18 protein-coding genes and 3 tRNA genes are annotated in these 23,024 nt (G+C 43.1%); 3 read left to right on the top strand and 18 right to left on the bottom strand.

Annotated features, from left to right (window positions below; genetic code table 11):
* Positions 1 to 196: 196 nt before the first annotated feature.
* The 4 genes from CST_RS03095 to CST_RS03080 form a co-directional block, all read right to left on the bottom strand.
* On the bottom strand, positions 197 to 3,295 hold the full coding sequence (locus CST_RS03095; protein WP_015358369.1) for an endo-1,4-beta-xylanase: 3,099 nt from the start codon (positions 3,293 to 3,295) through the stop codon (positions 197 to 199).
* 116 nt (positions 3,296 to 3,411) lie between these two features.
* Positions 3,412 to 4,344, bottom strand: a complete 933-nt coding sequence (locus CST_RS03090; RefSeq protein ID WP_015358368.1) for a carbohydrate ABC transporter permease — start codon at positions 4,342 to 4,344, stop codon at positions 3,412 to 3,414.
* An 11-nt stretch (positions 4,345 to 4,355) separates the two neighbouring features.
* Complete coding sequence (locus CST_RS03085) at positions 4,356 to 5,309, bottom strand: ABC transporter permease (RefSeq protein ID WP_015358367.1); 954 nt, start codon at positions 5,307 to 5,309, stop codon at positions 4,356 to 4,358.
* A gap of 70 nt (positions 5,310 to 5,379) precedes the next feature.
* Entirely contained in the window at positions 5,380 to 7,107 is a 1,728-nt protein-coding gene (locus CST_RS03080) for an extracellular solute-binding protein (RefSeq protein ID WP_015358366.1), read from the bottom strand.
* Between the two features lie 186 nt (positions 7,108 to 7,293).
* On the opposite strand from CST_RS03080, the gene CST_RS03075 reads away from it, so the two are divergent.
* Together CST_RS03075 and CST_RS03070 are read left to right on the top strand one after the other, a co-directional pair.
* The gene (locus CST_RS03075) at positions 7,294 to 8,874 is read left to right on the top strand and encodes a response regulator transcription factor (RefSeq protein ID WP_015358365.1); all 1,581 of its coding nucleotides are present in this window, start codon (positions 7,294 to 7,296) and stop codon (positions 8,872 to 8,874) included.
* 18 nt (positions 8,875 to 8,892) lie between these two features.
* Positions 8,893 to 10,677 (top strand): sensor histidine kinase, encoded by a 1,785-nt coding sequence (locus CST_RS03070; protein WP_015358364.1) that lies wholly within the window; start codon positions 8,893 to 8,895, stop codon positions 10,675 to 10,677.
* Positions 10,678 to 10,682: 5 nt separating this feature from the next.
* Here CST_RS03070 and CST_RS03065 read toward each other — a convergent pair whose 3' ends face one another.
* The 5 genes from CST_RS03065 to CST_RS03045 all read right to left on the bottom strand — a co-directional run bounded on the left by CST_RS03065 (position 10,683) and on the right by CST_RS03045 (position 15,476).
* Complete coding sequence (locus CST_RS03065; RefSeq protein WP_015358363.1) at positions 10,683 to 11,825, bottom strand: response regulator transcription factor; 1,143 nt, start codon at positions 11,823 to 11,825, stop codon at positions 10,683 to 10,685.
* A gap of 45 nt (positions 11,826 to 11,870) precedes the next feature.
* Positions 11,871 to 12,542: a cysteine hydrolase family protein gene (locus tag CST_RS03060; protein ID WP_015358362.1), complete on the bottom strand. Its 672-nt coding sequence runs from the start codon at positions 12,540 to 12,542 to the stop codon at positions 11,871 to 11,873.
* Positions 12,543 to 12,719: 177 nt separating this feature from the next.
* Positions 12,720 to 13,766 (bottom strand): class II aldolase/adducin family protein, encoded by a 1,047-nt coding sequence (locus CST_RS03055; protein WP_015358361.1) that lies wholly within the window; start codon positions 13,764 to 13,766, stop codon positions 12,720 to 12,722.
* An 11-nt stretch (positions 13,767 to 13,777) separates the two neighbouring features.
* Positions 13,778 to 15,055, bottom strand: a complete 1,278-nt coding sequence (locus CST_RS03050; protein ID WP_015358360.1) for an L-rhamnose isomerase — start codon at positions 15,053 to 15,055, stop codon at positions 13,778 to 13,780.
* Positions 15,056 to 15,104: 49 nt separating this feature from the next.
* Positions 15,105 to 15,476, bottom strand: a complete 372-nt coding sequence (locus CST_RS03045; RefSeq protein ID WP_015358359.1) for a sensory rhodopsin transducer — start codon at positions 15,474 to 15,476, stop codon at positions 15,105 to 15,107.
* A 158-nt stretch (positions 15,477 to 15,634) separates the two neighbouring features.
* On the opposite strand from CST_RS03045, the gene CST_RS03040 reads away from it, so the two are divergent.
* Entirely contained in the window at positions 15,635 to 16,525 is an 891-nt protein-coding gene (locus CST_RS03040; RefSeq protein WP_015358358.1) for an AraC family transcriptional regulator, read from the top strand.
* 118 nt (positions 16,526 to 16,643) lie between these two features.
* Here CST_RS03040 and lipA read toward each other — a convergent pair whose 3' ends face one another.
* The 9 genes from lipA to CST_RS02995 form a co-directional block, all read right to left on the bottom strand.
* Entirely contained in the window at positions 16,644 to 17,510 is an 867-nt protein-coding gene (gene lipA / locus CST_RS03035) for a lipoyl synthase (RefSeq protein WP_015358357.1), read from the bottom strand.
* Positions 17,511 to 17,524: 14 nt separating this feature from the next.
* A complete protein-coding gene (gene lipB / locus CST_RS03030) occupies positions 17,525 to 18,190 on the bottom strand; it encodes a lipoyl(octanoyl) transferase LipB (RefSeq protein WP_015358356.1) in 666 nt (221 codons plus the stop codon).
* A gap of 305 nt (positions 18,191 to 18,495) precedes the next feature.
* Positions 18,496 to 18,571: transfer RNA gene (locus tag CST_RS03025), tRNA-Lys, on the bottom strand.
* 6 nt (positions 18,572 to 18,577) lie between these two features.
* Positions 18,578 to 18,653: transfer RNA gene (locus CST_RS03020), tRNA-Gln, on the bottom strand.
* Between the two features lie 61 nt (positions 18,654 to 18,714).
* Positions 18,715 to 18,791: transfer RNA gene (locus CST_RS03015), tRNA-His, on the bottom strand.
* A 204-nt stretch (positions 18,792 to 18,995) separates the two neighbouring features.
* Complete coding sequence (locus CST_RS03010; RefSeq protein WP_015484891.1) at positions 18,996 to 20,351, bottom strand: RsmF rRNA methyltransferase first C-terminal domain-containing protein; 1,356 nt, start codon at positions 20,349 to 20,351, stop codon at positions 18,996 to 18,998.
* 133 nt (positions 20,352 to 20,484) lie between these two features.
* Positions 20,485 to 21,351, bottom strand: a complete 867-nt coding sequence (locus CST_RS03005) for an orotate phosphoribosyltransferase (RefSeq protein ID WP_015358354.1) — start codon at positions 21,349 to 21,351, stop codon at positions 20,485 to 20,487.
* 16 nt (positions 21,352 to 21,367) lie between these two features.
* Positions 21,368 to 22,048 carry a histidine phosphatase family protein gene (locus CST_RS03000; RefSeq protein WP_015358353.1) on the bottom strand — a complete coding sequence of 227 codons (681 nt, stop codon included), beginning with the start codon at positions 22,046 to 22,048 and terminating at the stop codon, positions 21,368 to 21,370.
* A 51-nt stretch (positions 22,049 to 22,099) separates the two neighbouring features.
* Positions 22,100 to 23,005, bottom strand: coding sequence for a dihydroorotate dehydrogenase (locus CST_RS02995; protein ID WP_015358352.1), 906 nt, complete (start codon positions 23,003 to 23,005; stop codon positions 22,100 to 22,102).
* Between the last annotated feature and the right edge of the window lie 19 nt (positions 23,006 to 23,024).

The raw sequence follows: 23,024 nt of genomic DNA, 5'->3' as shown, positions 1-23,024 counted from the left end.
ATATTGATTATAAATTAATTTGTAATCAATTGTCAACCGGGATTTAGGCTGTACACACTGCGACACAAGGCGCGCCCGCTGTCTGAAGGAAAGATTAGTTTTGTAAATATAAAAGATAAAACACCCGGACAGGTCCTGTCATCACTTCTGTAAAAGCAGCCCGTCCGGGTGTATTTTTACTACGCTTGTATATAAATTATCTTAATCTTAAAAATGCCTCCACTTCTTCAGCGTCCATAAGCGCCTTCGGCAATAAATCGCCGTTAATTTTGATCCTGCCTGATTTAACCAATGCCTTAACTGCCTCTTCGGCCCACTCCGACAAGTCGTTATAATCGCTGAAAAGTGTAAGTTCCGCGTCTGAAATATCTATCCCCTGCATTTTCCCTGTTATTCGTTCGATATTATAAATCATTGTAAAAAACATTTCCCGGGTAAGCGGAATTTCAGCACCTATCTTATTGTCCCCGATACCGCTGACAAAACCCGTTTCCTTTGCTCTCGCGTAATATCCCGCGTAGCTTCCCGAAGCATCGGAGAAATTGTCGTTCCAGTTTTCCAGTGGTTCCATATCATAAGCCTTCATAATTTTTACAATGGCTTCACCGCGGGTAACCGGATTTTTTGATTTCAAAGTAAGAATACCGAAAACCGAAGTATCCTGCCATGCATTTCCAGTCGGGTCATTCCATGTTGCAATGCTCTGCCGCACTCCGTTTTTTCCGTCGTTAATCTGCACGTCAAATCCGATTTGCATATTGCTGACGGGTTTCACGGTCCTGAACGGTATTTTCACTTCCAAGGTATAGTTTGTTCCCGAAACTTCCGCGGCCGATTCAAAACCGCCGGCTATACTTTCCGGATTAAAGGATGTCTCGTTTTCAAAGTTAACCCTGTACTGGCCGTCGTCTTCCTCATAAAATGATGTTTTTGCATTATTTTCGTCTATAAATATTTCAACCGAATCCTGCTCCCATGGATTTGGGCTTCCTTTATCAAGCTGTGTGTCATTAACCTTGATCAGAACGTACAGGTTGTTTTCGTCGTAAAGAACCCTTGCGGTGCCGTCGGCGCCATGCCAAGCGGTCTGGTACCTGTTAATTTTCAGCTCAGGTGCCTTGTTCCAAACTTCATCGGTTTTTCCGTCAATTTCAGGTGTGCCGTAAACCGCATATGCCCGGTTGGCTTCTATTGTTTCAGGCTTATATTTCTCAATGAATTCGTCCGGATCTGCAACAGCGTAATACGCAGGTTTGGCTTTTAGGGTCCTGTCAAACAGCAGCGGGCTTTCTTCCGCCCTCCAGCTTGTACCGTCATCCATTCCCCAGAACGTAACCCGTGCAATACTGTCGGAATATTCACGGAAAATTTTGAACAACTGAGCGTAAAGGTAGGCCTGGGCATTCGCCTCTTTCTCGGTGAGCTGATAATTGCTGCCCGCACGGATATCCAGTTCGCTTATGCTGACCTCCACACCCAGTTCGGTAAACCGCTTCAGTGACAGTTCAACATTCTTCGGATTTGTATTTACAGAATAATGTCCCTGCATGCCTATACCGTCGATAAGGAGTTTTCCCGGATGAGTTTTCTGGTATTTTTCGTTAAGTTCTCTTACCATGTTGTAAACAGCCAAAGCTTTGTTCTGGTTATCAAGGTTGTAATCGTTGTAGTAAAGCTTAATATCCCATTCGGGGTGTTCATCCAGCACCTCTCTCGCGGCAAGGAAAGCCTGTTCCACGTAGTCTTCGCCAATGGCATAATACCAAGGCGATTTACGCAGTGATCCTCTCCAGTCGGAAGGATTGGAAGGATTGTCGCTCATTGCTTCGTTTACAACATCCCACGATATAACCTTGTCGCCAAAATGCTCAATAACGGTTCTTATATGATTTCTCATATTTTCAAGCGCTTCTTCCCTGCTGAGGTATACAATATTTCCTCCGCTATCCAACTTAATATTCATCCACGCGGGGGTCTGCTGGTGCCATACCAGCGTATGCCCGTGTACTTTCATTCCTGCACTTATTGCGGCGTTTACAAGCCTGTCTGCCCCGTCAAAGGTAAAATTTCCCTTCTCACGCTGCAATTCGGAAGGCTTCATTGCATTTTCCGCAGTTACCGCATTGAAATGTTTTTTCAGAAGCTCAAACCTTACACCTTCCAGGTCACGCAATGATATCGCCGTGCCGGTGAGAAAATTATCCTTATACACATCCTTCAAGGATTTTAAACCTTTTTCAATCTCTTCAGATTTCATGCCCGTGGGTTCAAAGTTGATGTCGTCAATATAAAATGATGCCTCAGGGCTGTCAGGGCTCTCCACATATATTGTCAGGTACCCTCCGCCAAGATTGTCGTAGCGGTATGTACCTTCCAGCAGAACCCAGCCGTCACTGATTGCAACATTCTTTTTCGCAAGGTTTACGTAACTTGCCGATGTGCCTTCACCAATTTGCGTTGACAGTTGCAGTTGTGCACTTTCAGGTGAAATCAGCCTGACATAAACCGCCACTTTATATTCGTAACCCTGATCCACGTATTTTTCCACACCCAACGCCGGGCCATGCCATGTGTCGTTCCTTCCCCCGACTTTAAGCGAATATCTTCCGCCATCGGTATGGTTTGCCTCATCGGTTACCGTAAGAATTTCGGTTCCTGCCCTGCCTGTAAATCCGCCTGTGGTTTGGTCCTCAAAGGTTATGGGTGTGAACTTCTCAGCATGAGTTTTATTCCCATTTCGGCTGTCATCCTGAGGAACCGTTTCTTCGGTGATCAATATTTCACCGATATAAAACGGAACAAATGCTCCGGTGTCATTGGACTGAATCCTCAGAGCATAATCATTGGTTGTATCCACCTTATATACGCCCGTCAGAGTAAAGGCTTCACCGGCCTTTATGTCGGTACTGCCCCACCACCCATAGCTGTTAACGGTCTGAAGCCATATCTGGGAACCCTCCGGTACATGAACATCGGGATCCACATATCCCTTTACCGTTATTTTATAAATTCTTCCGTCCTGAAGACCTATGTCGCTGAATCTGAAATCTGCAGCGTCCCAGTTGTTCACTCTGTTGGATATGTACAGTGCCGCTCCGTCCCCGTTGCCGTCAAAAAATTTTCCGGTAACGTGCGTAATGGTCGCCCCGCCTGACTGTACCGCCGCTCCCTTTCCTTCGGCAAAAGTCTCATGATAAACCGTTGTTTCTGCCTTCGTTACCGGAATGAATAAAAATGCAAGTGTGAGCACAAGCAGGCTCGCTATAGGTCTTTTACCCCCATTACGGCCATTCATGCAAACTCACCTCCGTTTTTATAGTTTTCCGGTGTTTATGGTAAGCCGGACCATACACCGGTTATATTGTACCTGTTCCCAAACATATGATGTAAAATGCTAATTTATATAAAGCATCATTCTTTTACGCTTCCTATGGCAAGGCCGTGTATAAAGTATCTTTGGAGGAACGGATAAACCAACAGTATCGGCACTGATGTGAAAATTGTGATTGCGGCGCGGATGGACTGAGGGGTGGTAACATTTCCCGAGCCAGTTCCCGAAGTTCCCGCCCTTCCTGCTTCGTTTATACCTGCCGGGGCTCCGCGCGTACCGGCGGTCATTGTGCTGGACAGCAGCTTCTGCAGCTCATACTGCAAAGTTGATAAATCCTGCCTTGCTGAATTATACAGAAATGTATCAAACCACGAGTTCCATGAACCAACCGCAACAAACAGCGCTATTGTCGCGAGGCATGGTGTAATCAACGGAAGGACAATCCGCCAGTATATATGAAATTCTCTTGCTCCGTCAATTTTGGCTGATTCAATTAAGCTCTCGGGTATGGTCTTTATGTATGTACGCATGACTATCAGATTAAAAGCACTGACAATGTTGGGAATCCAATACACACTGAAGGTATTGAGCAGCCCCAGCTTTTTAATAAGCAAATAATTCGGTATGAGCCCTGCATTAAAATACATCGTTAATACAAAAACAGTTGTTATAAATTTTCTGAAAATATACTCCTTCCTGCTTATCGTATACGCCAGCATGGAAGTGAAAAACAAATTCGTAACCACTATGACTATTGTTTTTGTAACGCTTATATAAAAGGCATTGTAAATGGTATCCATGTTAAATACCACATAATAATTGTATAATGTGAATTTTCTCGGCCATATGTAAATACCCCCGCGGACGGTATCAAGCGGCTCGTTGAAGGATACCGCCAGGGTATTCAACATAGGATATATCATTACGACACAAAGAAAAATTAAATAGGTAGTATTTAACGTTGTAAAGATAATATTCTCTATATCAACTTTTTTCCTTTTTTTCACACCCATGTTACCCGCTCCTATATCAGTTTCTCTTCGCCAAGGCGATCGGCTATGAAGTTAGCTATGGAAATAAGAATTATACTCACAAATGTTTTGAAAATGCCTGCGGCAGTTGCGAGGGAATAATTCCCCATCTGAATTCCGTATTTCAGAACAAAAATATCGATAATCTCGGCTTTTTCAACAACAAGGCCGTTCCCAAGGAAATACTGAATTTCAAATCCCGCCTCCAGCAAATGGCCGATATTCATAATAAGCAGAACAACAATTGTCGATTTAATCCCCGGCAGTGTGATATGCCACATCTTTTGATACCTGTTCGCACCGTCTATAACTGCGGCTTCATACAGTGTTGGATCGATAGACGTCATTGCCGCGAGATATATGATAGTATTCCAGCCCATTTCCTTCCATAAATTTGAAAAGGCTACAATCCACCAAAAATATTTGGGTTCCGATAAAAACATAATTGGCTCGTCTATTAAACCCAGTCTTATCAGTACGTCGTTTATTATACCGCCGCTTGTAGGAATGGCAAGCATTGTTGAAACCAGTCCGGTAACTATGACCCACGACAAAAAGTGAGGCATGTATGTAATGTTTTGAACAATTTTTTTAAACGTTGTATTTTTAACTTCATTTAACAATAATGCCAGGCTTATTGCACCGATATAGCCAAGCAATAGGGTCAGGAAACTCTGCCCCAGAGTGTTTTTCAGATCCCTTAAAAAGCGTTCTCCGTTTAATCCCGTAAATAGATTTACAAAGTTATCAAAGCCAACCCATTTCTGCTTCCAGAAACTTCTTATTGAAGGTTTATAATCCTGGAAAGCCATTGCCCAGCCTGCGATCGGCACATAAGAAAATAAAATTTTATACAGCAGCAACGGAACGCTCATAATTATAAGCTCATGCTGCGCAACTATGGTATTCCACACGCTTTTACGCTTCTTAGCAGAGTTTGCTTCCATAATATACCTCCGTTACTTTTAAAAAAGGGGATGGAAAAACATCCCCTTTATTTATTGAAACTACCGGCTATCAGTTGCCCCAGTTCTTTATTCTTTCCTGAATTCCGGCATTAATGGCATCCTCGTATACTTTTACGTCCACTTTATTAATCTCGGATACATACTGCGCCCAAAGGGTTTCAAATTCGCTCGGATCGGCCATAATAATTTTCGGCAGATACTGTAAAGCCAAGTCGGTCAGTTGCTGGCTCACAACCTGAGCATCTTCCGGCAGAGTAATATTCCAGCAGGGATAATATATAGGGTTTTCCGGAGGCTGGTTAAGGAATTCCCTCCATGTCTTTTTGCCGTATGAAGTCAGGAAGTTCTTATCATAATCACTTAATGAATCAAAGAATTCTTCAGGCTGGTTCCCCGGGCTGTCGGCATTGCCGTCGGAATATGTTCCCTGAATCTTCGGCATATTATCATACAGAGCTTCCAGTTTGTTCTTGTTTCTCCATACAAGATCATTCTGCTGTTCTCTCTGTTCGGGAGTTCTGTAGAACCTTCCGTTTTCATCCACATAGTAATCTTCGCCTTCAATTCCCCAGTTAAATAGCTTCTGCCATTCTTCGCTCATCATTGTATTAAGGAATGAAACTACAATGTCGGGATTTTTGCAGGAAACCGAAATGCCATATCCCTGGTTAATATTCATGACCTCTCTGTCCGCGTAATAAGGCGTACAACCTTCATAAACCGGCATTGTAGGTACCCATGTGCGTTCATATTTACCTTCCGCAACAAGGGAATCATAAGCCTGACCGAAAGCCCAGCGCTGGTCATACATACCGAGTACACGGCCTGTAGCAAGTTTCGCAAGGTACTGGTCATTTGTCTGGGTGAAGGATTCTTTGTCTATAAGCCCTTTGGCATTCATCTGGTTCAGGAATTTATAATATCTCTTCGCTATTTCCTTGTCGGCAAATATTGTAGCAACGTTATTCTCGTCCACTACAACGCCACCGTTGTTAGGATGCCCTGCAAGATACTGAGGCGGATTGGTAAGAACCCATTCTCTTCCGGGTGCGCATAGCAACTCAAAACCAATCGTTGGCATTCCGTCAATTGTCGGATATTTCTTCATATATTCCTCAATCATCTGGAAATATCTTTCAAGCGTCATATTTTCAAGACTTGGATATCCCAGTTCCTCAAGCACATGTTTCTGAATCCAGAATCCTGAAGCACCGTAATGTGTACCTCCGACAATTTCGCCATAGTAACGGTTGTAGTTCGGCAAAACATAAATATGCCTTTCTCCGTCGCCGGCGTCTGTGGCAAGCCTGTTCCAATACGGCTTAACATGTTCATAAAGAAGGTTTGCCTTGTCCTCCGTCAGATAGTCGTCAAGAGGAATAAGCGCTCCTCCTTTGATTAAACGGATATTCAGGTCGGTAGTACCCATCAGGTCGGCATATTCGCCACCTGCAAGCAGTACGCCTATTTTCTGATCGGCATTTTCCGGGGGAATAATTTCATAGTTGATTGTAACGCCAAGGCGCTCTTTCAGCAGCTTAGACAATTTGTTGTCGGCAGAAGGAGCTGAGTAGTTTGTCATTGTCCACACACTGATTGTTACAGGATTGTCGGGCGAAAGTACCGGTAAACCGCTTTTCTGTTCTGTTCCCCCATTTTCCGTTGCAGTCTGATTATTTGGAGTTGTGGCAGCCGTGTCCTGTTTTGAGGCTGTATTACATGCCGTAAGACTTAACACAAGCAGTGTCACCAAAAGCAGTGAAACAAACCTTTTCATAAGTAACCTCCCCTTTTAATTATATTTTGATTAACCCTTTGGGTAACAATAATAGCCAAAATTGACGCGGCATTGGCATTTGGTGTATAATCACAATTGCATATTTAATATATTTTACTTTCCGGGGTAATGTAAATTATTAAATTCGGGATCATTATAAGACATTTTTTCAAGGGGCTGAGCTGAATGCTCAAAGCAGTCATTGTGGACGATGAACCATCCGTGCTTGAAGGACTGAAGATTTTCGTCGACTGGCAAAAAGAAGGCTATGAAATAGTAGGGGAAGCGTCGGATGGTTTGTCCGCTTTTCCGATCATCTGTGAAAAACATCCCGACCTCGTAATATGCGATATACGCATGCCGGGTTTAAACGGTCTGGAACTGCTGGAGAAAATACGCAAAACTGTGTCACCCGTTCCGAAATTTCTAATGCTGAGCGGTTACAGCGAATTTTCCTATGCCAGAAAAGCCATGCAGCTTGGCGCTGTCGGTTACCTGACCAAACCTTTGGATTCCGAAGAATTGTCATCTGAGCTCTCCAGAGTGGCCGAAATTATCGAAAACGAAAGAAGAATTAACGAGGAAAACCTTGAATTCATCCGGTATACCGCCAACCAGCTTTACAATGAGATCACAAGCGGGAAGCGCGGCGAAAAACTGAAACGAAAAGCCCATTTTATATTTGATATTCCACAGCGCGCAAAAGTACGAATGATACGTTTTATAACCATACCGAACATACATCCTGCTCCAGACAGCAAAATTTATGATTTTTTTCTTAATATTGCAGGCGTGAAAAATGAGAACTGTATTTTCTATAACGGTAACGGAAATTACATTCTTGTAATGCATGACGGCATGGACTTCTTCCCCGATTATACCGAACTGGCAGGCAGGATTAAGGAAATTTTCAGTCATCCAAATCCGTGGGTTTTCGGACTCCACAGCTTCAGCGCGCTGATAAGCGGTGTATCTTACGATGAAATGCCTGAAAGTATCGACATATGCAGCAGGCAGATTGAACAACTTTATACCTATTATCTTCTCCAACCAGAAAACAACGTGCTGTGTTATGAGGAACTTCACAAAAAGCCGGTTTTCAGCGAACGAATAGCGAAAATGGAGTCGGTAATTCCGGAACGGCTTTTCGATAAAGTTATAAACGCGGTAAAAGGGAACGACTATCAACAAGTAGTTGGCGCAGTTGAAAATTTTTTCGATGAACTGGGCAAAAATGCCGATTCAACACTGAGCAATACGATATGCCTGTACCGGCTTGCGGGTATGATAGGGAAAACGGCGTCTGCATGTGGCGTTGAAGCAGGCAGCATCCTTCTGGATTTCATAGATGCTATCGGAAACGGGAACGGTAAGTGTAAGGAACTGGCCTTATCCCTTTGCACTTACGTTTTCGAACAGATAAACCGCAACGCCGGCAAATCCCTTGTATTGTTGGAAAACGAGATAATTGACTTCATTAAGGCTAACTGTTGCACGAAAAATATCAGCATACAGAGCATATCGGAAAAATTTTCGATTTCACCGATGATTGTGAGCAGAATTATAAAAAAGAAAACAGGGCGTAAGTTTAATGATTACATAAATTTTCTGCGTATAGAGCACGCCAAGACGCTTTTTGCAGGCACTGACATGAAAATAACAGCAGTCTGCGAAGAAGTGGGCTATTCGGATTACGGATATTTTATAAGAAAATTCAAGGAACTGACCGGCGTTCTTCCGTCGGATTATAAAAAGAAATATTCATAAAGCAAGAAGGAGTTGTAAATGAGCATGTTACTGCGTTTACTTGACAATGTCAGTATCAGGCGTAAATTTATAATGGTCTACACAATCGGTATTCTTGTTCCCATCGTAATCGGTGCGGTAGTGTGGATATCGTTTACATCCAGAGAGATAAGGCAAAATACCGTTCATTATCTTGACCAGTCCTTTGAAAAAACTGCTGGTAATTTCAACCTCTTAACCCAAACCGCAATAAACGTGGCAAACCAGATTAATGCAGATGTAACTCTTCGTCAGGACCTTTCCAGAGAATTTTCAACTCCGGTGGAGCATTACGAAATTTACTGGTTCTTTCTCAGAAACCGGTTCAACATGTACCTGGTAAGCAACCCTGACATCGCATCGATAACACTGTATATTGATGATACGAATTTTATCAATGTCGATCATTTTCGTGTTCTGGATGATTTAACAAAGCAGAAAGAATGGTATATTTTGGCTTCTTCCGATACCTCGGATTTTACCATTTACCCTCACTCCACCGCCATATCGGTTACCCCTCCGCAAAACAGAATAACAATAATACGAAAAGTCAGATCTCCGGACTTTCTGAACAACGCCGTAAATTATCTTCTTATTGAACTAAAACTGGATCGTATAATATCCGAACTGAATTCTGAAGGCGAAAGTATTGACACATATCTGACATACGGCGACAACAGGATTTTCTGGGGCACACAGCTCACCAATACAAGCACCGATCCCCAGTTTCTGCACACTCCTTCCGATGACAAATATTTCATACTTTATAAGTCCATAGGTACCTCTCCGTATTTCAGCGACTGGAAGATATATGGCATTTTTGACAGAAATCAGATAAACAGAAGGCAACTGGTGGTTCTTGTATACATATTACTGATAACTCTTTCAATGGCCGGCCTGTCGGTATTTATAATCTGGTCTGTATTAAATTCAATGCGTTACAGGCTTCTCGCACTGTCAAGCCATATAAAAAAAGTCGGCGAAAACTATTTCGAGCCGCTTGAACTGAAAAACCCGGGAAAGGATGAAATAGGATGGCTTATAATAGCTTTCAACAAAATGATTACCAACATAAACGAACTGATAAACGTTGTCTACAAGCTGGAAATGCAGAAAAAAAGCATGGAGATTGAAAATATAAGGGCCAAATACAAATATCTTCAGGCACAGGTTGACCCGCATTTCCTTTTCAATACGCTTAACGCCATACTGGTATTCTGCGTTAAAAACAACTACACCGAGCTGTCCAGTGTCATATCCAGTCTGTCCAAGCTGCTAAAAAGGCTTCTTACGCCCGGAAACGACTTTATCACTGTTTCAGAGGAATTTGATTTCATAGAAAAGTATCTGGCTATTGAAAAATTCAGATTCGGCGGAAAATTTGAATATGAAATAAATATAAGCCCTGAAGTGATTAACTCGGGTTTTCTGATCCCTAAAATGAGCATCCAGCCCATTGTTGAAAACGCGTGCAAGCACGGTCTTCAGGCATCCATAGACGAAAGGCGCAAACTCGTTCTTACCGCGAAAATTGACTCAGGCGCCCTTGTGATATCGGTAAAGGACAACGGGGCCGGAATGGATAAAAAACAGGTGGAGGAAATTCTTGAAAAACTTAAGAACCCCAATTCTGAAATCGGATCTGACAGCGAGACCGGAAGCGGGGTGGGCATTCAGAATGTATACAGGCGTATGCTGATGAGTTATGACAAAAGGTTCCATTTCTCAATTAACAGTTCACCTGGTCATGGGACTGAAATTATCATGCGTATTGAAGGTGAATGACGAAATTATTCCTTTTTCAGGCTATGCGAATACCTTTCGTAAAACTGAGTGGGTTTTATATTGGCGATTTTTTTGAAATTGGAGAAAAAATTATTATAACTTTTATACCCCACGGCATAGGCAATATCATTCAACTTCATATCTGTGGTACGGATAAGCTCCATTGCCTTGTTAATCCTGACCTTGTTTATGTATTCATTTATGCTGCATCCAAACTGTTTGGCAAAGGTTTCCCCCAGATAACCTGCCTCTATGAACTCCATTTTTGCAAGGGACGAGACCTTCAAATCCTGGCTGTAATTTTGATCTATGTACGCTTTCACCCTGTAGAGATAACTTTTTGAATTTGTTTTTCTGTTTTCAAGCATTAGGTTTATTGTTTCCGAAATCAGCCCGAGTATCAAATTTTTCAGTTCTGAAAGGCTTAATTCCCCGTTGATTTCTTCAGGCAATACAAAATCTATTTTTATGTTTTTCTCATAAGCCATGCGCAGTATGTGATAAATACAGCTGCTTACAATAACCCTTGCTTCAGGCAGGCTTATATCCCTCGATTTTATATAATTGAAAAGCTTGTCTACCACTTTTCTTGCGCTCTGATAATTCATAAGCTGAAGCGCACTGGTCAGTTCTTCGTCAAAACCTTCCCATGTGAATTTCCATGTGCCTTTTTGTCCGCCGCTGGAATTATCTCCGTTTTCCTTGTAAAGAATCCGGCTCTTTCTGAAATTTTCAATTTCTTCCTGGGCAAACCCGTATTCAGCCAGAAACACCGCATCAAGTTTGCCTTTTATCTCCTGCAGAACAGCAACCACCTCATCCCGGTCAAGAGGTTTCAAAAGGTAATGGCTTACACCCTGGCGCATGGCCTCCTGGGCGTAGGCAAACTCGGAATAACCGCTTAAAATTACAAACTCATCAGCCAAATCCATTTTTTTTATTTCACTGATTAGTTCCAGCCCGCTTTTAAACGGCATTCGGATATCGGTTATAACCAAATGCGGCCGGTATTCCTCGGCTTTTAACAGAGCATCCTGAGCATTCCGGGCATCAGCGCATATTTCAAAACCCACGGTTTCCCAGGGTATCATTATCCTTAACCCTTCAATAACCGACGGCTCATCATCGACAATCAATGCTTTATACATTGAAAAGCACCCCGCCTGAAGGCCGAAAACAGCCTCACCCTCGTGTTATTTTATTTCGGAAACCAGCTCAATCCCGTTAGTGCTCATGTTGTATAACGCCATAACGTGTGTCAGTTCAGCATTGTGCACACCCAAATCATAGGTATCGACGGTATTGATCGGAACTATTATCCTTGATTTTTTGTTCATCATATTGAACCATGTTTTTAAAGTTATTGCGAATTGCTGAACGCAGATATCGGTGCAAACACCGGTTACTATGAATGTATTAATTTTTTCATTCCTTTTAAGCCATTTCTGAAATTCCTCTTCATGAAATCCGTTCGTTGAGTTCTTCGGAATCAATATATACCCGCCTACTTCCTTCAGCTCATCCACAACCTCGCTTTCTGACGTACCGCGGATGCAGTGCTCGGGATAGGAGTCAAATTCCGGAGATTCTCCGGTATGGCTGTCGGCAAAAGCGAGCTTTGTGATTTTAAGCTCATCGCAGGCTTTTGACAGTCGGGAAATTTCGGGAATCAGAGCTTCTGCTCTCGGGCTTTTAAGCGCGCCTTCCCTTACAAAGCCGTTTATCATGTCAACAATCACTAAAGCGGTCTGTTCGGCGTTCAAGTCGGAAAACTTAACCGACGGAAGCTTTTCCAGCATGTCAACTATTTTTTCAAGAACATCCGTGCTTTTTCTTATAAAATCCTCTCTGTTTAATATTTTCATTCTGTTACACCTCTTTTCCTCAAATCCGAAACAGATAACCTACTTCCTTTATTTACCCTCACATAATAAATTTAATCCTCTGTATATTTCATGTCAAGTCATGCATAATTTGATATCTTACTAATAATTTTTTCATGAAAAAACAAAAGCGGGGTTTTCGCCCCGCTTGCAAAAAAACTATTTCAGAAGACTTTTTCTGTATTTTTCGCTTTCCCAGTTCCTGATAAAATCGGCTTCCCTTTCCCCCATTGTTTTAATTTTAAGATTGTTTTTGCGTATGTTCTCGACAACGTATATGAAACCCATAAGGGTTTCTTCCATTGTAAGCGCTTCTTTTTCGCCGGTTCTGTATATGATTTCGCCGGTTTCGGTGTTAATATTCATTTTATTTTCGGTACCGTTAACCGAAATATTCCCTCCAAGGTAAACCATCTGATCGGGATAAAGTATGGTTTCGTCAAAGAACGATGCGCTTACGTTTCTTCCCTTAAAATATTCCTGCAGGTATCCGGTCCTGCTTCTGAAAGTTCCGTCAGGAAGGGGTTCTATCGCTACTTCCGGAAAAGGTTCGGTAATATTGAAGTAATCCCGTATGGTGTCAAGCACGTCTTCATGCAACCCGATGCACTCATCAGCGGTGTCGGCGGTCACAACCAGACCGTGGTTTTCCATAAAAATAACCTGCGGGAAAAATCCTTTATCTGATATATGCTTTTTAACCTCTTTCATTATAGCAAGCGTAAGCATAAAGCCGGGATTAATGTATGGGATCCAGACAAATCCGTACTTTCTGTGCGCGAATATTTTTTCCGCAAGCTCCTGACCGCTTTCGCAGCAGCAAATTATATTCGAATACACCGGATGGGTATGAATAACGTACTTTAAAAGAACCGAATGAAAACCAGCTTCAACCGAGGGTCTCAGAGGTTTTAACCCCTCCACCGGCACCACATTTGCCCGGACAAACTCTCCGCTTTCCTTTTCGTAGTCTGTATTTTTCGATAAATCAACATTTTCATGATATTCCTTTATATTTTTATAATTTACCACAACAAAACCATCGGTTGTGGTTATTTCCTTAAGTTTGTATCCCGAAGCCTTGACCGCCATGAGCGCATCATCAAGTTTAACCGACGTGTTTCCGCCGCCGCCCTGCACAAGATCGGGGCTCTTCCCTGCAGCCTGTGAAATTCTCACCAGGTCTTTTAACCCTTCGCTATACATTTACATTATCCTCACTTTCTTAAGGACAGCACTTCTTCCTCGTATTTCCTCACTTCTTCCAGCCATGCCGATCCAACAGGTACATTGTTTTCAGCACAGTATTTGTTCCATACCGCACCAAAAGGCAGCGCCTTAAATTCTTCCATCAGCGCAAGCCTGTTTCCGAGATTACCGTCTTTTTCCGCTTCAACCAGCAGGTGTGTGGGCTCAAGCAATGAATACATAATAGCTTTCAGTGTTGCCCTTGTTCCGGTTACCCATGCGGTGATTCTGTTTATTGACGCATCAAAGAAATCGAGGGCAATGTGAACCTTCCGGTATGCGTCGCATCTCTTAATCTCCTGCGCTATCGCCAAAGTATCGTCATTGAATATAACCACATGGTCGCTGTCCCAGCGTACCCCGCGGCTCACATGCAGCAGCAGTTCATCCTTGAAGGCCAGAATTGAAGAAATTTTGTCGGCTATTGTTTCGGTGGGATGGAAATGTCCGGCATCAAGGCAAAGAATTACATCGTCACGGCTCATCACATATCCCATATAGAATTCGTGGGAACCTACAACATAGCTTTCGGAACCGATGCCGAAAAGCTTTGATTCCACTGAATCGACAAGAAAGTTTCTGTCGTATTTCTTATCCAGTATTTCATCAAGAGCTTCTTTCAATATTTGCCGTTTTGTTATCCTGTCGGCAGGCAAATCCTTTGAACCGTCAGGAATCCATATATTGTTCACGCAAGGTGAATTTAACGCCTTACCTATTGCCGCGGCAATTTCTCTTGAACGTTTGGCATGTTCTATCCAGAATTTACGTATTTTTTCATCGGGATTTGAAAGAGTATAACCTGAATCGGCGAGAGGATGTGCAAAAAACGTGGGATTGAAATCTATTCCGATACCTTTTTCCCTTGCCCAGTCTATCCAGCGCTGAAAATGTTCAACGGTTATTTCGTCCCGATCCACTTTTTTACCGCCGGTCTCTGCATACATCGCATGAATATTAACCCTGTGTTTCCCGGGGATTAAACTCAACGCTTTGTCCATGTCCTGTCTTAACTCATCGCCGTTACGCGCCCTGCCGGGGTAATTTCCGGTGGCCATTATTCCGCCGCTGGACGTTCCGCCCGCATTTTCAAACCCTACAACGTCATCGCCCTGCCAGCAGTGAATTGAAACCGGGATTGTTTTCATTTCTTCCATAACCCTGTCGGTATCAACACCATATGCTGCGTATATTTCCTTTGCGGCTTTGTAGTCCTGCTCAATTCTGTCCTTGTTGTATAAATACATAATATCCCTCCTCTTCCATTTTCCTTTTATCTCGCCGTTGGCGGTCTTTTTATAAAGGATAGGCAATGGTAGTCATAAGCGCCATTTCCGACTGGGTTGTATCCATCCTGCTGTACTGCACGATGATTTCCACGTCGCTTTCCACCATCATCGCATAGGGTACGTCCATCGGCACGCCGTTTCCGTTTTTGTCCTTCAACTGGTCCATTCGTATATGCTTTGTCCTTTCGGCACCGCAGACAGCCTCAAACCCCGTCATTTTCTCCCTGTCTTCAAAATAAAGCGTTATTGAGATATGCGCATCTTCCCTGTTTGGATTTAAGACGCAGATTGCTTCATGACTCTTTAATTTCCCTGAGCTTGTTGACGGATAAAACCCGTCCGGAATAAACCAAACCCTTGAACCGGCCTTTCCGCTCATAGAACATACCTCTTTTCTTTAAACATAGTTTTACCATTATAACAATATCATAATTAAAATTCTTTTAATAATCATTGGTATATGTTATTATTTTTTTAGGTAATAACTTAAATAATTACAGCTTGAGCCATATTACGTATTACTTTGGGCGTGTTCATATGAAAACCGATGCCGTACCGGTATTGACAGGCAAAAGCCTGTTCAGGGATAACGAGCTTGTTTATGTAAATCGTTCGGATGAACTTAAGGAATTCAACGGAATCATGCACAAGCATGATTTCATTGAAATCGCCTACGTCATTTCAGGGAAGGGCCTGCACATAGTCGGGGACAGGAAATATAACACAAGCAAGGGCGATCTTTTCATAGTCAACTATGATATGCCCCACGGCTTTTTCCCCGATCCTGCGGACGGTACCGAACCTGTGGTATATAACTGCGTTTTCATGCCCAATTTCCTTGATGCTTCACTTATCGGAAGCATGTATTTTCAGGATATTTTTTCATCATTTCTGTTTAAATCATTTTTCCCGGAAGAAAGCCCGAAAAATGCTGATTTGAGTCTCAAAGGCACTGAATACCAGGATATAGGCAATTTGTTCCGAAAAATGTATGAGGAATACAAAAACAGAAACAAGGGTTATATTGAGATAATCCGGGCGTATCTTATCGAACTGATTGTAAAAATATTAAGGCTTATGGATAAAAACAGACAGAGCAACATATCCCAGCAGAATCAGCGTCTCGTTTATCAGGCTGTTGAATACCTCAGAAATAATTATAAAACGGATATCAGGCTTGATGAGCTGGCGGCGAAATCGTTCATCAGCAAAAATTATTTCAGCAGGCTGTTCAAAGAAGTTACAGGTATCAGCTTTACCGACTATGTTCAGAATTTAAGGATTGACGAAGCCTGCAACCTTCTGAAAAACACCGACATGAAAGTAACGGATATAGCACATCAGGTAGGATTCAAAGACATGAAATTCTTCTATGAAGTGTTTAAAAAACTCACCGGAAAAACCCCCGGCGAGTTCAGGAAAAGCTGATCTTACCGAACATTGTCGGCTATGTGCAGGCTTCATGCCTGAACTGCTTATATAAAATTTAGTTTATTTATTACCGTTGTATTTTTCTTAAAAAACTCACCGGGAAACCCAGGTGAGTTCAGGATAGGTTGATTTTATCAATAGCCTGATCGGCCATGTACGAGCTTCTTACCAATGGACCCGAAGCAACATACAGAAAACCCATCTGGTAAGCTTTTTCCTCATAGGCTTTAAACCTGTCGGGATGGACATATTCAACGACAGGATGGTGCATGACTGACGGCGCAAGGTACTGTCCAATGGTCAGAAAGTCGCAGCCCACCTTTCGCAAATCCTGCATTACCGATATGACCTGTTCCTCGGTTTCGCCAAGCCCAACCATGATTCCCGACTTAGTATAAATGGATTTATCGAGCTCTTTTACGTTTTTCAGCACCTCAAGTGAACGCCGGTAATCTGCCATTGGCCGTACTTCGGAATACAATTCCGGTACCGTTTCGACATTGTGGTTGATTATTTCCGGATGCGCATTTACTACTTTTTTCAACGCCTCCACGTTTCCCTTAAAATCCGGGATCAAAACTTCGACGGTGACTCCCGGCGCGGTGTTTCTGACAGCCTCAATCACTCTGGCGAAATGCCCCGCTCCTCCGTCGGGCAAATCGTCCCGGGTAACCGATGTAATCACCGCATGTTTAAGCCCCAGCGCCTTAACGGCCTTTGCAACTCTTTCGGGTTCATTTTCGTCAACCGGCTGAACCTTGCCTTTTGATACATTGCAAAAAGTGCAATTCCTTGTGCAGACGTTTCCCAATATCATGAACGTGGCAGTTTTCCTGCCAAAACACTCGCCACGGTTCGGGCATGCAGCCTCGTCACAAACGGTATTCAGATGAAGATTCTTTAGCATTTCTTCCACAAATTCAAGTCCTTTGGCCGAATGTGCCTTAACACGCAACCATTCGGGCTTTCTTGCCCTTTCCATATTCTCCTCCCGGATTACTCATTATAATCGACGAAATTTGGTGTAACACCGAAACTTTCGCAGAACGCTTCGGCAGTTCTTTTAAAGAGCTTATTCATGTCCTGCTTCCGGTTTGTAAGTTTCTGAAGAGATGTTACGCCCCGGTCCGAAAGGCCGCACGGAATTATCCAGTTGAAATGGGACAGGTCGGTGTTGACATTAAAGGCAAAACCGTGCATCGTGGTCCAGCGTTTCACCTGTATTCCTATAGCGGTGATCTTATCGTTTCCAACCCATACCCCTGTATATGTTTTATCCCCGCGGCATGCATCTATGCCGTAATCATCCTTCAAAAGCTTAATAAAAGTATCCTCGATTTTTTCAACGAAATAATGGATATCCCTGCCGAAGTGTTTCAGGTTCATAACAGGATAGCCCACTATCTGGCCGGGACCATGATAGGTAACGTCCCCGCCACGGCTGACCTGCACAACCGAAACACCCATTTTTTCAAGTTCCTCTTCCGGAACAAGTATGTTTTCCTTTTTGCCTCTCACTCCGAGGGTTATAACAGGGGGATGCTCGACCAGAAACAAGGTGTCCCTTTCCTCTTCATTCGCCACCCTTTGCCATTTGCCGATCTGGATTTCAAGTGCCTTGTTATAGTCCATCAGACCCAAATTAACAACATCTATTTCCAATTGTAATACCCCCGATAATCATATATTAAGCCATTTTTAACCCCAATTCAATAATCAGACAGTTTTCAGTTTCAATAAGCCGTTGATCTGTCAGAATTTTTTACCTGATGCCTAACTGGATTGGTAAAGACAAAACAAAGATTAGACTTTAAAAACAAAACCACACTGAATAAATCATGGAATTACTTCATTTTTCAGCCCCAAAACAACATACAAAAAAACGGACGTAATGGTTAAATCAAGTGCTCTGAAAATATTTTTAAAAAATAATAAAAACCCCTATAACCACAAAGTTACAGGGGTTTTGGTGACCCACCGGAGACTCGAACTCCGGACACCTTGATTAAAAGTCAAGTGCTCTGCCGCCTGAGCTAGTGGGTCTTATCCTGGCTGGGATGGCAGGACTCGAACCTACGCATGCCAGAGTCAAAGTCTGGTGCCTTACCGACTTGGCTACATCCCATCGTATTGAAGTCGGAAACCGGAAATTACTTCACAGCTTCCGCCTTCTTTGCTACTTCATTTGGGGTGGATGGTGGGACTTGAACCCACGACCTCCAGAGCCACAATCTGGCGCTCTAACCAACTGAACTACACCCACCGAAAGTTTACAGCCCAAGCCTACGGTTCTTTTCTACATCCCTCAGAAAAGACGCAAACTTATTTTAAGACAGAACCGCCCGAATGTCAAGCAAAAATTTATTTATTTTTTATTTTTTCCCGAAATTTTTTACGTCAATCAGGTTATTATTTACCGGTCAGGTGAATTATTACATTTATTTTTCCGTCCTATGGATGTTTTGCCTTATCTTGTTTTTCTCCACCCTTTCGCGTACATGTTTTTTAAACGGCTGCCGTCCATTTTCCCCCAGCCAAGAGGATAACGCTCCACTCCAATTAAAATATACCCCTTTTCACCTTCAAAAAACAAGGTTTCGCCCTTTAAATAACGTATAAGCTCAGGATCGTCAGCCGAAAATCCTTTTTTTGTTCTGACATTGCTCCAATCCAGCGCCATTGCAAACGCCTGGGAAGGTTCAAATTTTCCGTGAATTTCCTCTCCCAGATAAAGTCCGGTTTTAATAATTCTAAGTTTTTCAGTATATTCAAATTCAGGCGGAATTATATTTATATGGAATCGGTCAACCCGATAAATGCCCTGAGGAGGATTTAACAGAATACGTTCACAGAATTCCACGAAACTTTTTAAAGGCTCATCGGTTCCCGTTCCGGTCTTATCCCGTTTAAACTCGCCTTGCCTTGCGAACAGCGCGACGAAATGCCCTTCACCCTTTATCCTGTGAGGCCATAATCTGGCTGTTTTCAAAAGTTCCGGATTACCGTCGGCCCAGTCCGGCCTTCCCGGTTCTATTCCAAATTTTTTCGGTATGTCTACAAGGTACAAATCGGGATAATTTTTCAAAAAATAAGCAATGTTCTGTTCATTTTCTTCAGGGTTAAAAGTACAGGTGGAGTAAACCAGCCTGCCGCCCGGTGAAAGCATTCGGTAGGCATAGTCAAAAATCTCCCGCTGGAGCACCTGAAGTTCTTCCGCTTTATATTTATTCCAGCTTTTTACCGCATCGGCGTCTTTTCTGAACATTCCTTCGCCCGAACACGGAACGTCCAAAAGAATTTTACTGAAAAACCCTTCGTAAAATCCTGAAAGTTTTTCGGGGGTTTCGTTGGTAACGACGGCATTTGTTATGCCGCACAGTTCAATGTTTTTAACAAGGGCTTTAATTCTTTTGGGATTTATGTCGTTGGACAGTAAAAAACCCTGATTTTTCATAGCTGCAGCCAGCGCCACCGTTTTCCCACCGGGTGCCGCGCAAAGGTCCAATACCCTGTCTCCGGGTTCTACGGCCAGTACCTCCGCCGGGAACATTGCGCTGGGTTCCTGGATATAATATAAACCGGCATGATAATAGGGATGGGTCCCGGGCCTGGAATCGTCCTCAATGTAAAAACCGCAGCTCGACCATGGCACGGGTTGAATTTCAAAAGGAGTTATTTTTTCCCATGTGTCTAAATCTATTTTAAGACTGTTTATCCTTAAGCCAGTAACCCGCTCTTCATTAAGGGCGGAGATAAATTCATCAAACTCGGAGGGATCCATTAAATTTCTGAATTTATTTTCAAACTCGGCAGGAATACGCATTAATTCAAACTCCTCAATATCTTTTTGCATTATGACAATAAAATAAATTAAATTTAAAAGAATTGTCCGTCAATAAAATTTAAAACGGACAATAACCCACTGGCATCAAAAACAACCACACCGGCAGGCTGCTTCATGAAATATTGCAATATCCCTTCTCAATACACAGCCTTGCCCGCGAGGCGGTTTTCTCATCACCGCTGTTAAGAGCTTTTTCAATAAAATCCGGATTGTTTTTAAAAAATTCTTTCATGAACATGTCTGGATTCTCGATATATTTTTTTACCATTTCCAACTGTCCCTTGTTGATATAGTTTTTCCGGCATGCTTCCCGAAATACGCCGTCATCTATGCACACAAGCGCATTCGATTTGACACCGTGCTTTTCAAGAAGTTCACTTCCACCCTGCATTCTGTCTATGATTACAAAAGAATGTTTCATAACGCCGCCCGCATTTCTTATTGCGGGTATCCACGCCCGTTCATAGCTTGACGCGCTGGTTATCAAATCGGCAATATGCAGAACCCTTGCTCCGTTAACCGATATTAATCTTTCGGACCTGCCGTTTTGGAAAACATAGGCATCCAAATCCTTAAAAATCGTTATATGCGGCTTTTGAAGCAAATCCGCAGCCGCTATTGAGAAAAACCAGTCCCGCCGTTCACCGCCCGATATATAGTCATAATCATCATCGGGTATTGTGTCTTTAATTGCGTCTACCAGTATATCTATTGTGTTTCTGTAAATATCGTCTTCATTGTAATTTTTCATCACAATTTCACGCAAAACTCCGGTACATTCCTCTTTATTATCCTTCACCCCGTCTATAACCTTCAGCAGCGAATTTGCCTTTTCCTCACCGCCGTAAAGGAAATGGGTGTTTATGTAGTAAGGACCGATTTTGCCGGATGTATACCAGAACGGCTCACCGGCAGGGCAAACGCGTATGGCCCTGGTATCAAAAAGAGCTTTTAACAGCCTTTCCCTGACGTTTTCCATACTTCCGATACCTCCACTACCTGCTTCCGAAAAATCTTTCCCTATACTCTTTAAACCATTCCTGGTTCAGCAGAGTACTGGTCTCCTCATTCAGATGACATGAACAGCCTTCCAGTACCACATGAAAACGACCGTTTTCCTCTGTTACTATTGTCACGGCCGTATTGTCACACCACGGGATTGTGATTACATCCTCAAGGGGCAACCCCTTAAACCAGCATAACAGAACACGAATTGCAGTGCCGTGAGTCACTATGCAGACGTTTTTCCCCCGTTCAATAGAAAGTATATCCTCAATGGCTTTTATGAGCCTCTGCTGGAAAGATACCATACTTTCGCCTTCAGGCATCTGATGGATATGGGGCTGTGTTTCCCAAGTGTTATATTCTTCGGGGTATATCCTCGCAAGGTCATCCCAGCGCATGCCTTCCCACAGCCCTCCGTGTATTTCCTTCAGGTCTTCACGGGGGATTATCGGAAGGCCTTTAACTTTTGATATATACTCAGCCGTCTCCATAGTTCTTTTCAGAACACTGCTGTATATAACGTCTATTTTCATATCTGCCAGCCGCTCCGCCACGAGCCTGGCCTGAATGTGCCCGCGTTCTGTTATGCTTTCGTCGGTCCAGCCATGAAACTCCCTTATTTTATTGCCGACGGCTTCAGCATGCCGGACAAATATCATCGTCGTTTTCATCTCTCCACCCTTTCCCCCGGATATTTGAATCAGGCACCTTGAAAATCAATCCTATTCAATTAACGCCCCTGTAATATCCGAAACCTTTTGAAACCCGTGCTTTTCCATGTATTGTTTTATTCCTTCAATGGTTTCGATCCAAACATAAGGATTGACAAAACCCGCGGTTCCTATCATCACAGCAGATGCACCCGCCAGCATGAATTCAACTGCATCATCGGCATTTGAAATACCGCCCATTCCGATAACAGGTATTTTTACCGCTTTCGACACCTGATATACCATCCGTACCGCAATTGGCTTCACTGCCGGACCTGAGAGCCCGCCCACGACGTTCCCCAGCACCGGCCTTCTGGAGTTTATATCTATAGCCATTCCCAGAATTGTGTTTATTAAACTAACACAGTCGGCGCCTGAGTATTCGGCGGCTTTTGCCATTTCGGTTATATCGGTTACATTTGGGGAAAGCTTTACGATAAGTGTTTTTTTACATACCTTCCTGACCGCCGATGTGACTTTGGAGATTCCCTCCGCTGTGCTGCCAAATATGAGGCAGCCTTCCTTAACGTTCGGACAGGAAACATTGAGTTCAATGGCATCAATATCAGCATCGGACAAAATCTCCGCCATGCGACAGTAATCCTCGACGGTATTCCCTGCTACATTTGCTATTATGCATGTATCAAACTTTCTTAAAAAGGGTATTTCGTCCCGGACGAAGGCATGAACGCCCGGATTCTGAAGTCCAACACTGTTCAGAATTCCCGCAGGGGTTTCGGCTATTCTGGGCGGCGGGTTTCCTTTCCGCGGAGCCAATGTAAGCCCCTTCACCGAAATACCTCCTAAAAGATTCAAATCAAAAAATTCACTGAACTCCCTTCCGAAACCGAACGTGCCTGAAGCCGCAATCACAGGATTTTTCAGTTTTAATCCGGCAATATTAACAGTTAAGTCCAAGAATGCTTCCTCCCCAAAT

The sequence above is a fragment of the Thermoclostridium stercorarium subsp. stercorarium DSM 8532 genome (assembly GCF_000331995.1).
GTDB lineage: Bacteria > Bacillota > Clostridia > DSM-8532 > DSM-8532 > Thermoclostridium > Thermoclostridium stercorarium.
This window is presented reverse-complemented; position numbering and strand designations above follow the sequence as displayed.

Bases quoted from the DNA above. Each gene is read 5' to 3' on its own strand.
- CST_RS03095 (WP_015358369.1), bottom strand. From the start codon at position 3,295: ATGAATGGCCGTAATGGGGGTAAAAGACCTATAGCGAGCCTGCTTGTG.
- CST_RS03090 (WP_015358368.1), bottom strand. From the start codon at position 4,344: ATGGGTGTGAAAAAAAGGAAAAAAGTTGATATAGAGAATATTATCTTT.
- CST_RS03085 (WP_015358367.1), bottom strand. From the start codon at position 5,309: ATGGAAGCAAACTCTGCTAAGAAGCGTAAAAGCGTGTGGAATACCATA.
- CST_RS03080 (WP_015358366.1), bottom strand. From the start codon at position 7,107: ATGAAAAGGTTTGTTTCACTGCTTTTGGTGACACTGCTTGTGTTAAGT.
- CST_RS03075 (WP_015358365.1), top strand. From the start codon at position 7,294: ATGCTCAAAGCAGTCATTGTGGACGATGAACCATCCGTGCTTGAAGGA.
- CST_RS03070 (WP_015358364.1), top strand. From the start codon at position 8,893: ATGAGCATGTTACTGCGTTTACTTGACAATGTCAGTATCAGGCGTAAA.
- CST_RS03065 (WP_015358363.1), bottom strand. From the start codon at position 11,825: ATGTATAAAGCATTGATTGTCGATGATGAGCCGTCGGTTATTGAAGGG.
- CST_RS03060 (WP_015358362.1), bottom strand. From the start codon at position 12,542: ATGAAAATATTAAACAGAGAGGATTTTATAAGAAAAAGCACGGATGTT.
- CST_RS03055 (WP_015358361.1), bottom strand. From the start codon at position 13,766: ATGTATAGCGAAGGGTTAAAAGACCTGGTGAGAATTTCACAGGCTGCA.
- CST_RS03050 (WP_015358360.1), bottom strand. From the start codon at position 15,055: ATGTATTTATACAACAAGGACAGAATTGAGCAGGACTACAAAGCCGCA.
- CST_RS03045 (WP_015358359.1), bottom strand. From the start codon at position 15,476: ATGAGCGGAAAGGCCGGTTCAAGGGTTTGGTTTATTCCGGACGGGTTT.
- CST_RS03040 (WP_015358358.1), top strand. From the start codon at position 15,635: ATGAAAACCGATGCCGTACCGGTATTGACAGGCAAAAGCCTGTTCAGG.
- lipA (WP_015358357.1), bottom strand. From the start codon at position 17,510: ATGGAAAGGGCAAGAAAGCCCGAATGGTTGCGTGTTAAGGCACATTCG.
- CST_RS03010 (WP_015484891.1), bottom strand. From the start codon at position 20,351: ATGCGTATTCCTGCCGAGTTTGAAAATAAATTCAGAAATTTAATGGAT.
- CST_RS03005 (WP_015358354.1), bottom strand. From the start codon at position 21,351: ATGGAAAACGTCAGGGAAAGGCTGTTAAAAGCTCTTTTTGATACCAGG.
- CST_RS03000 (WP_015358353.1), bottom strand. From the start codon at position 22,048: ATGAAAACGACGATGATATTTGTCCGGCATGCTGAAGCCGTCGGCAAT.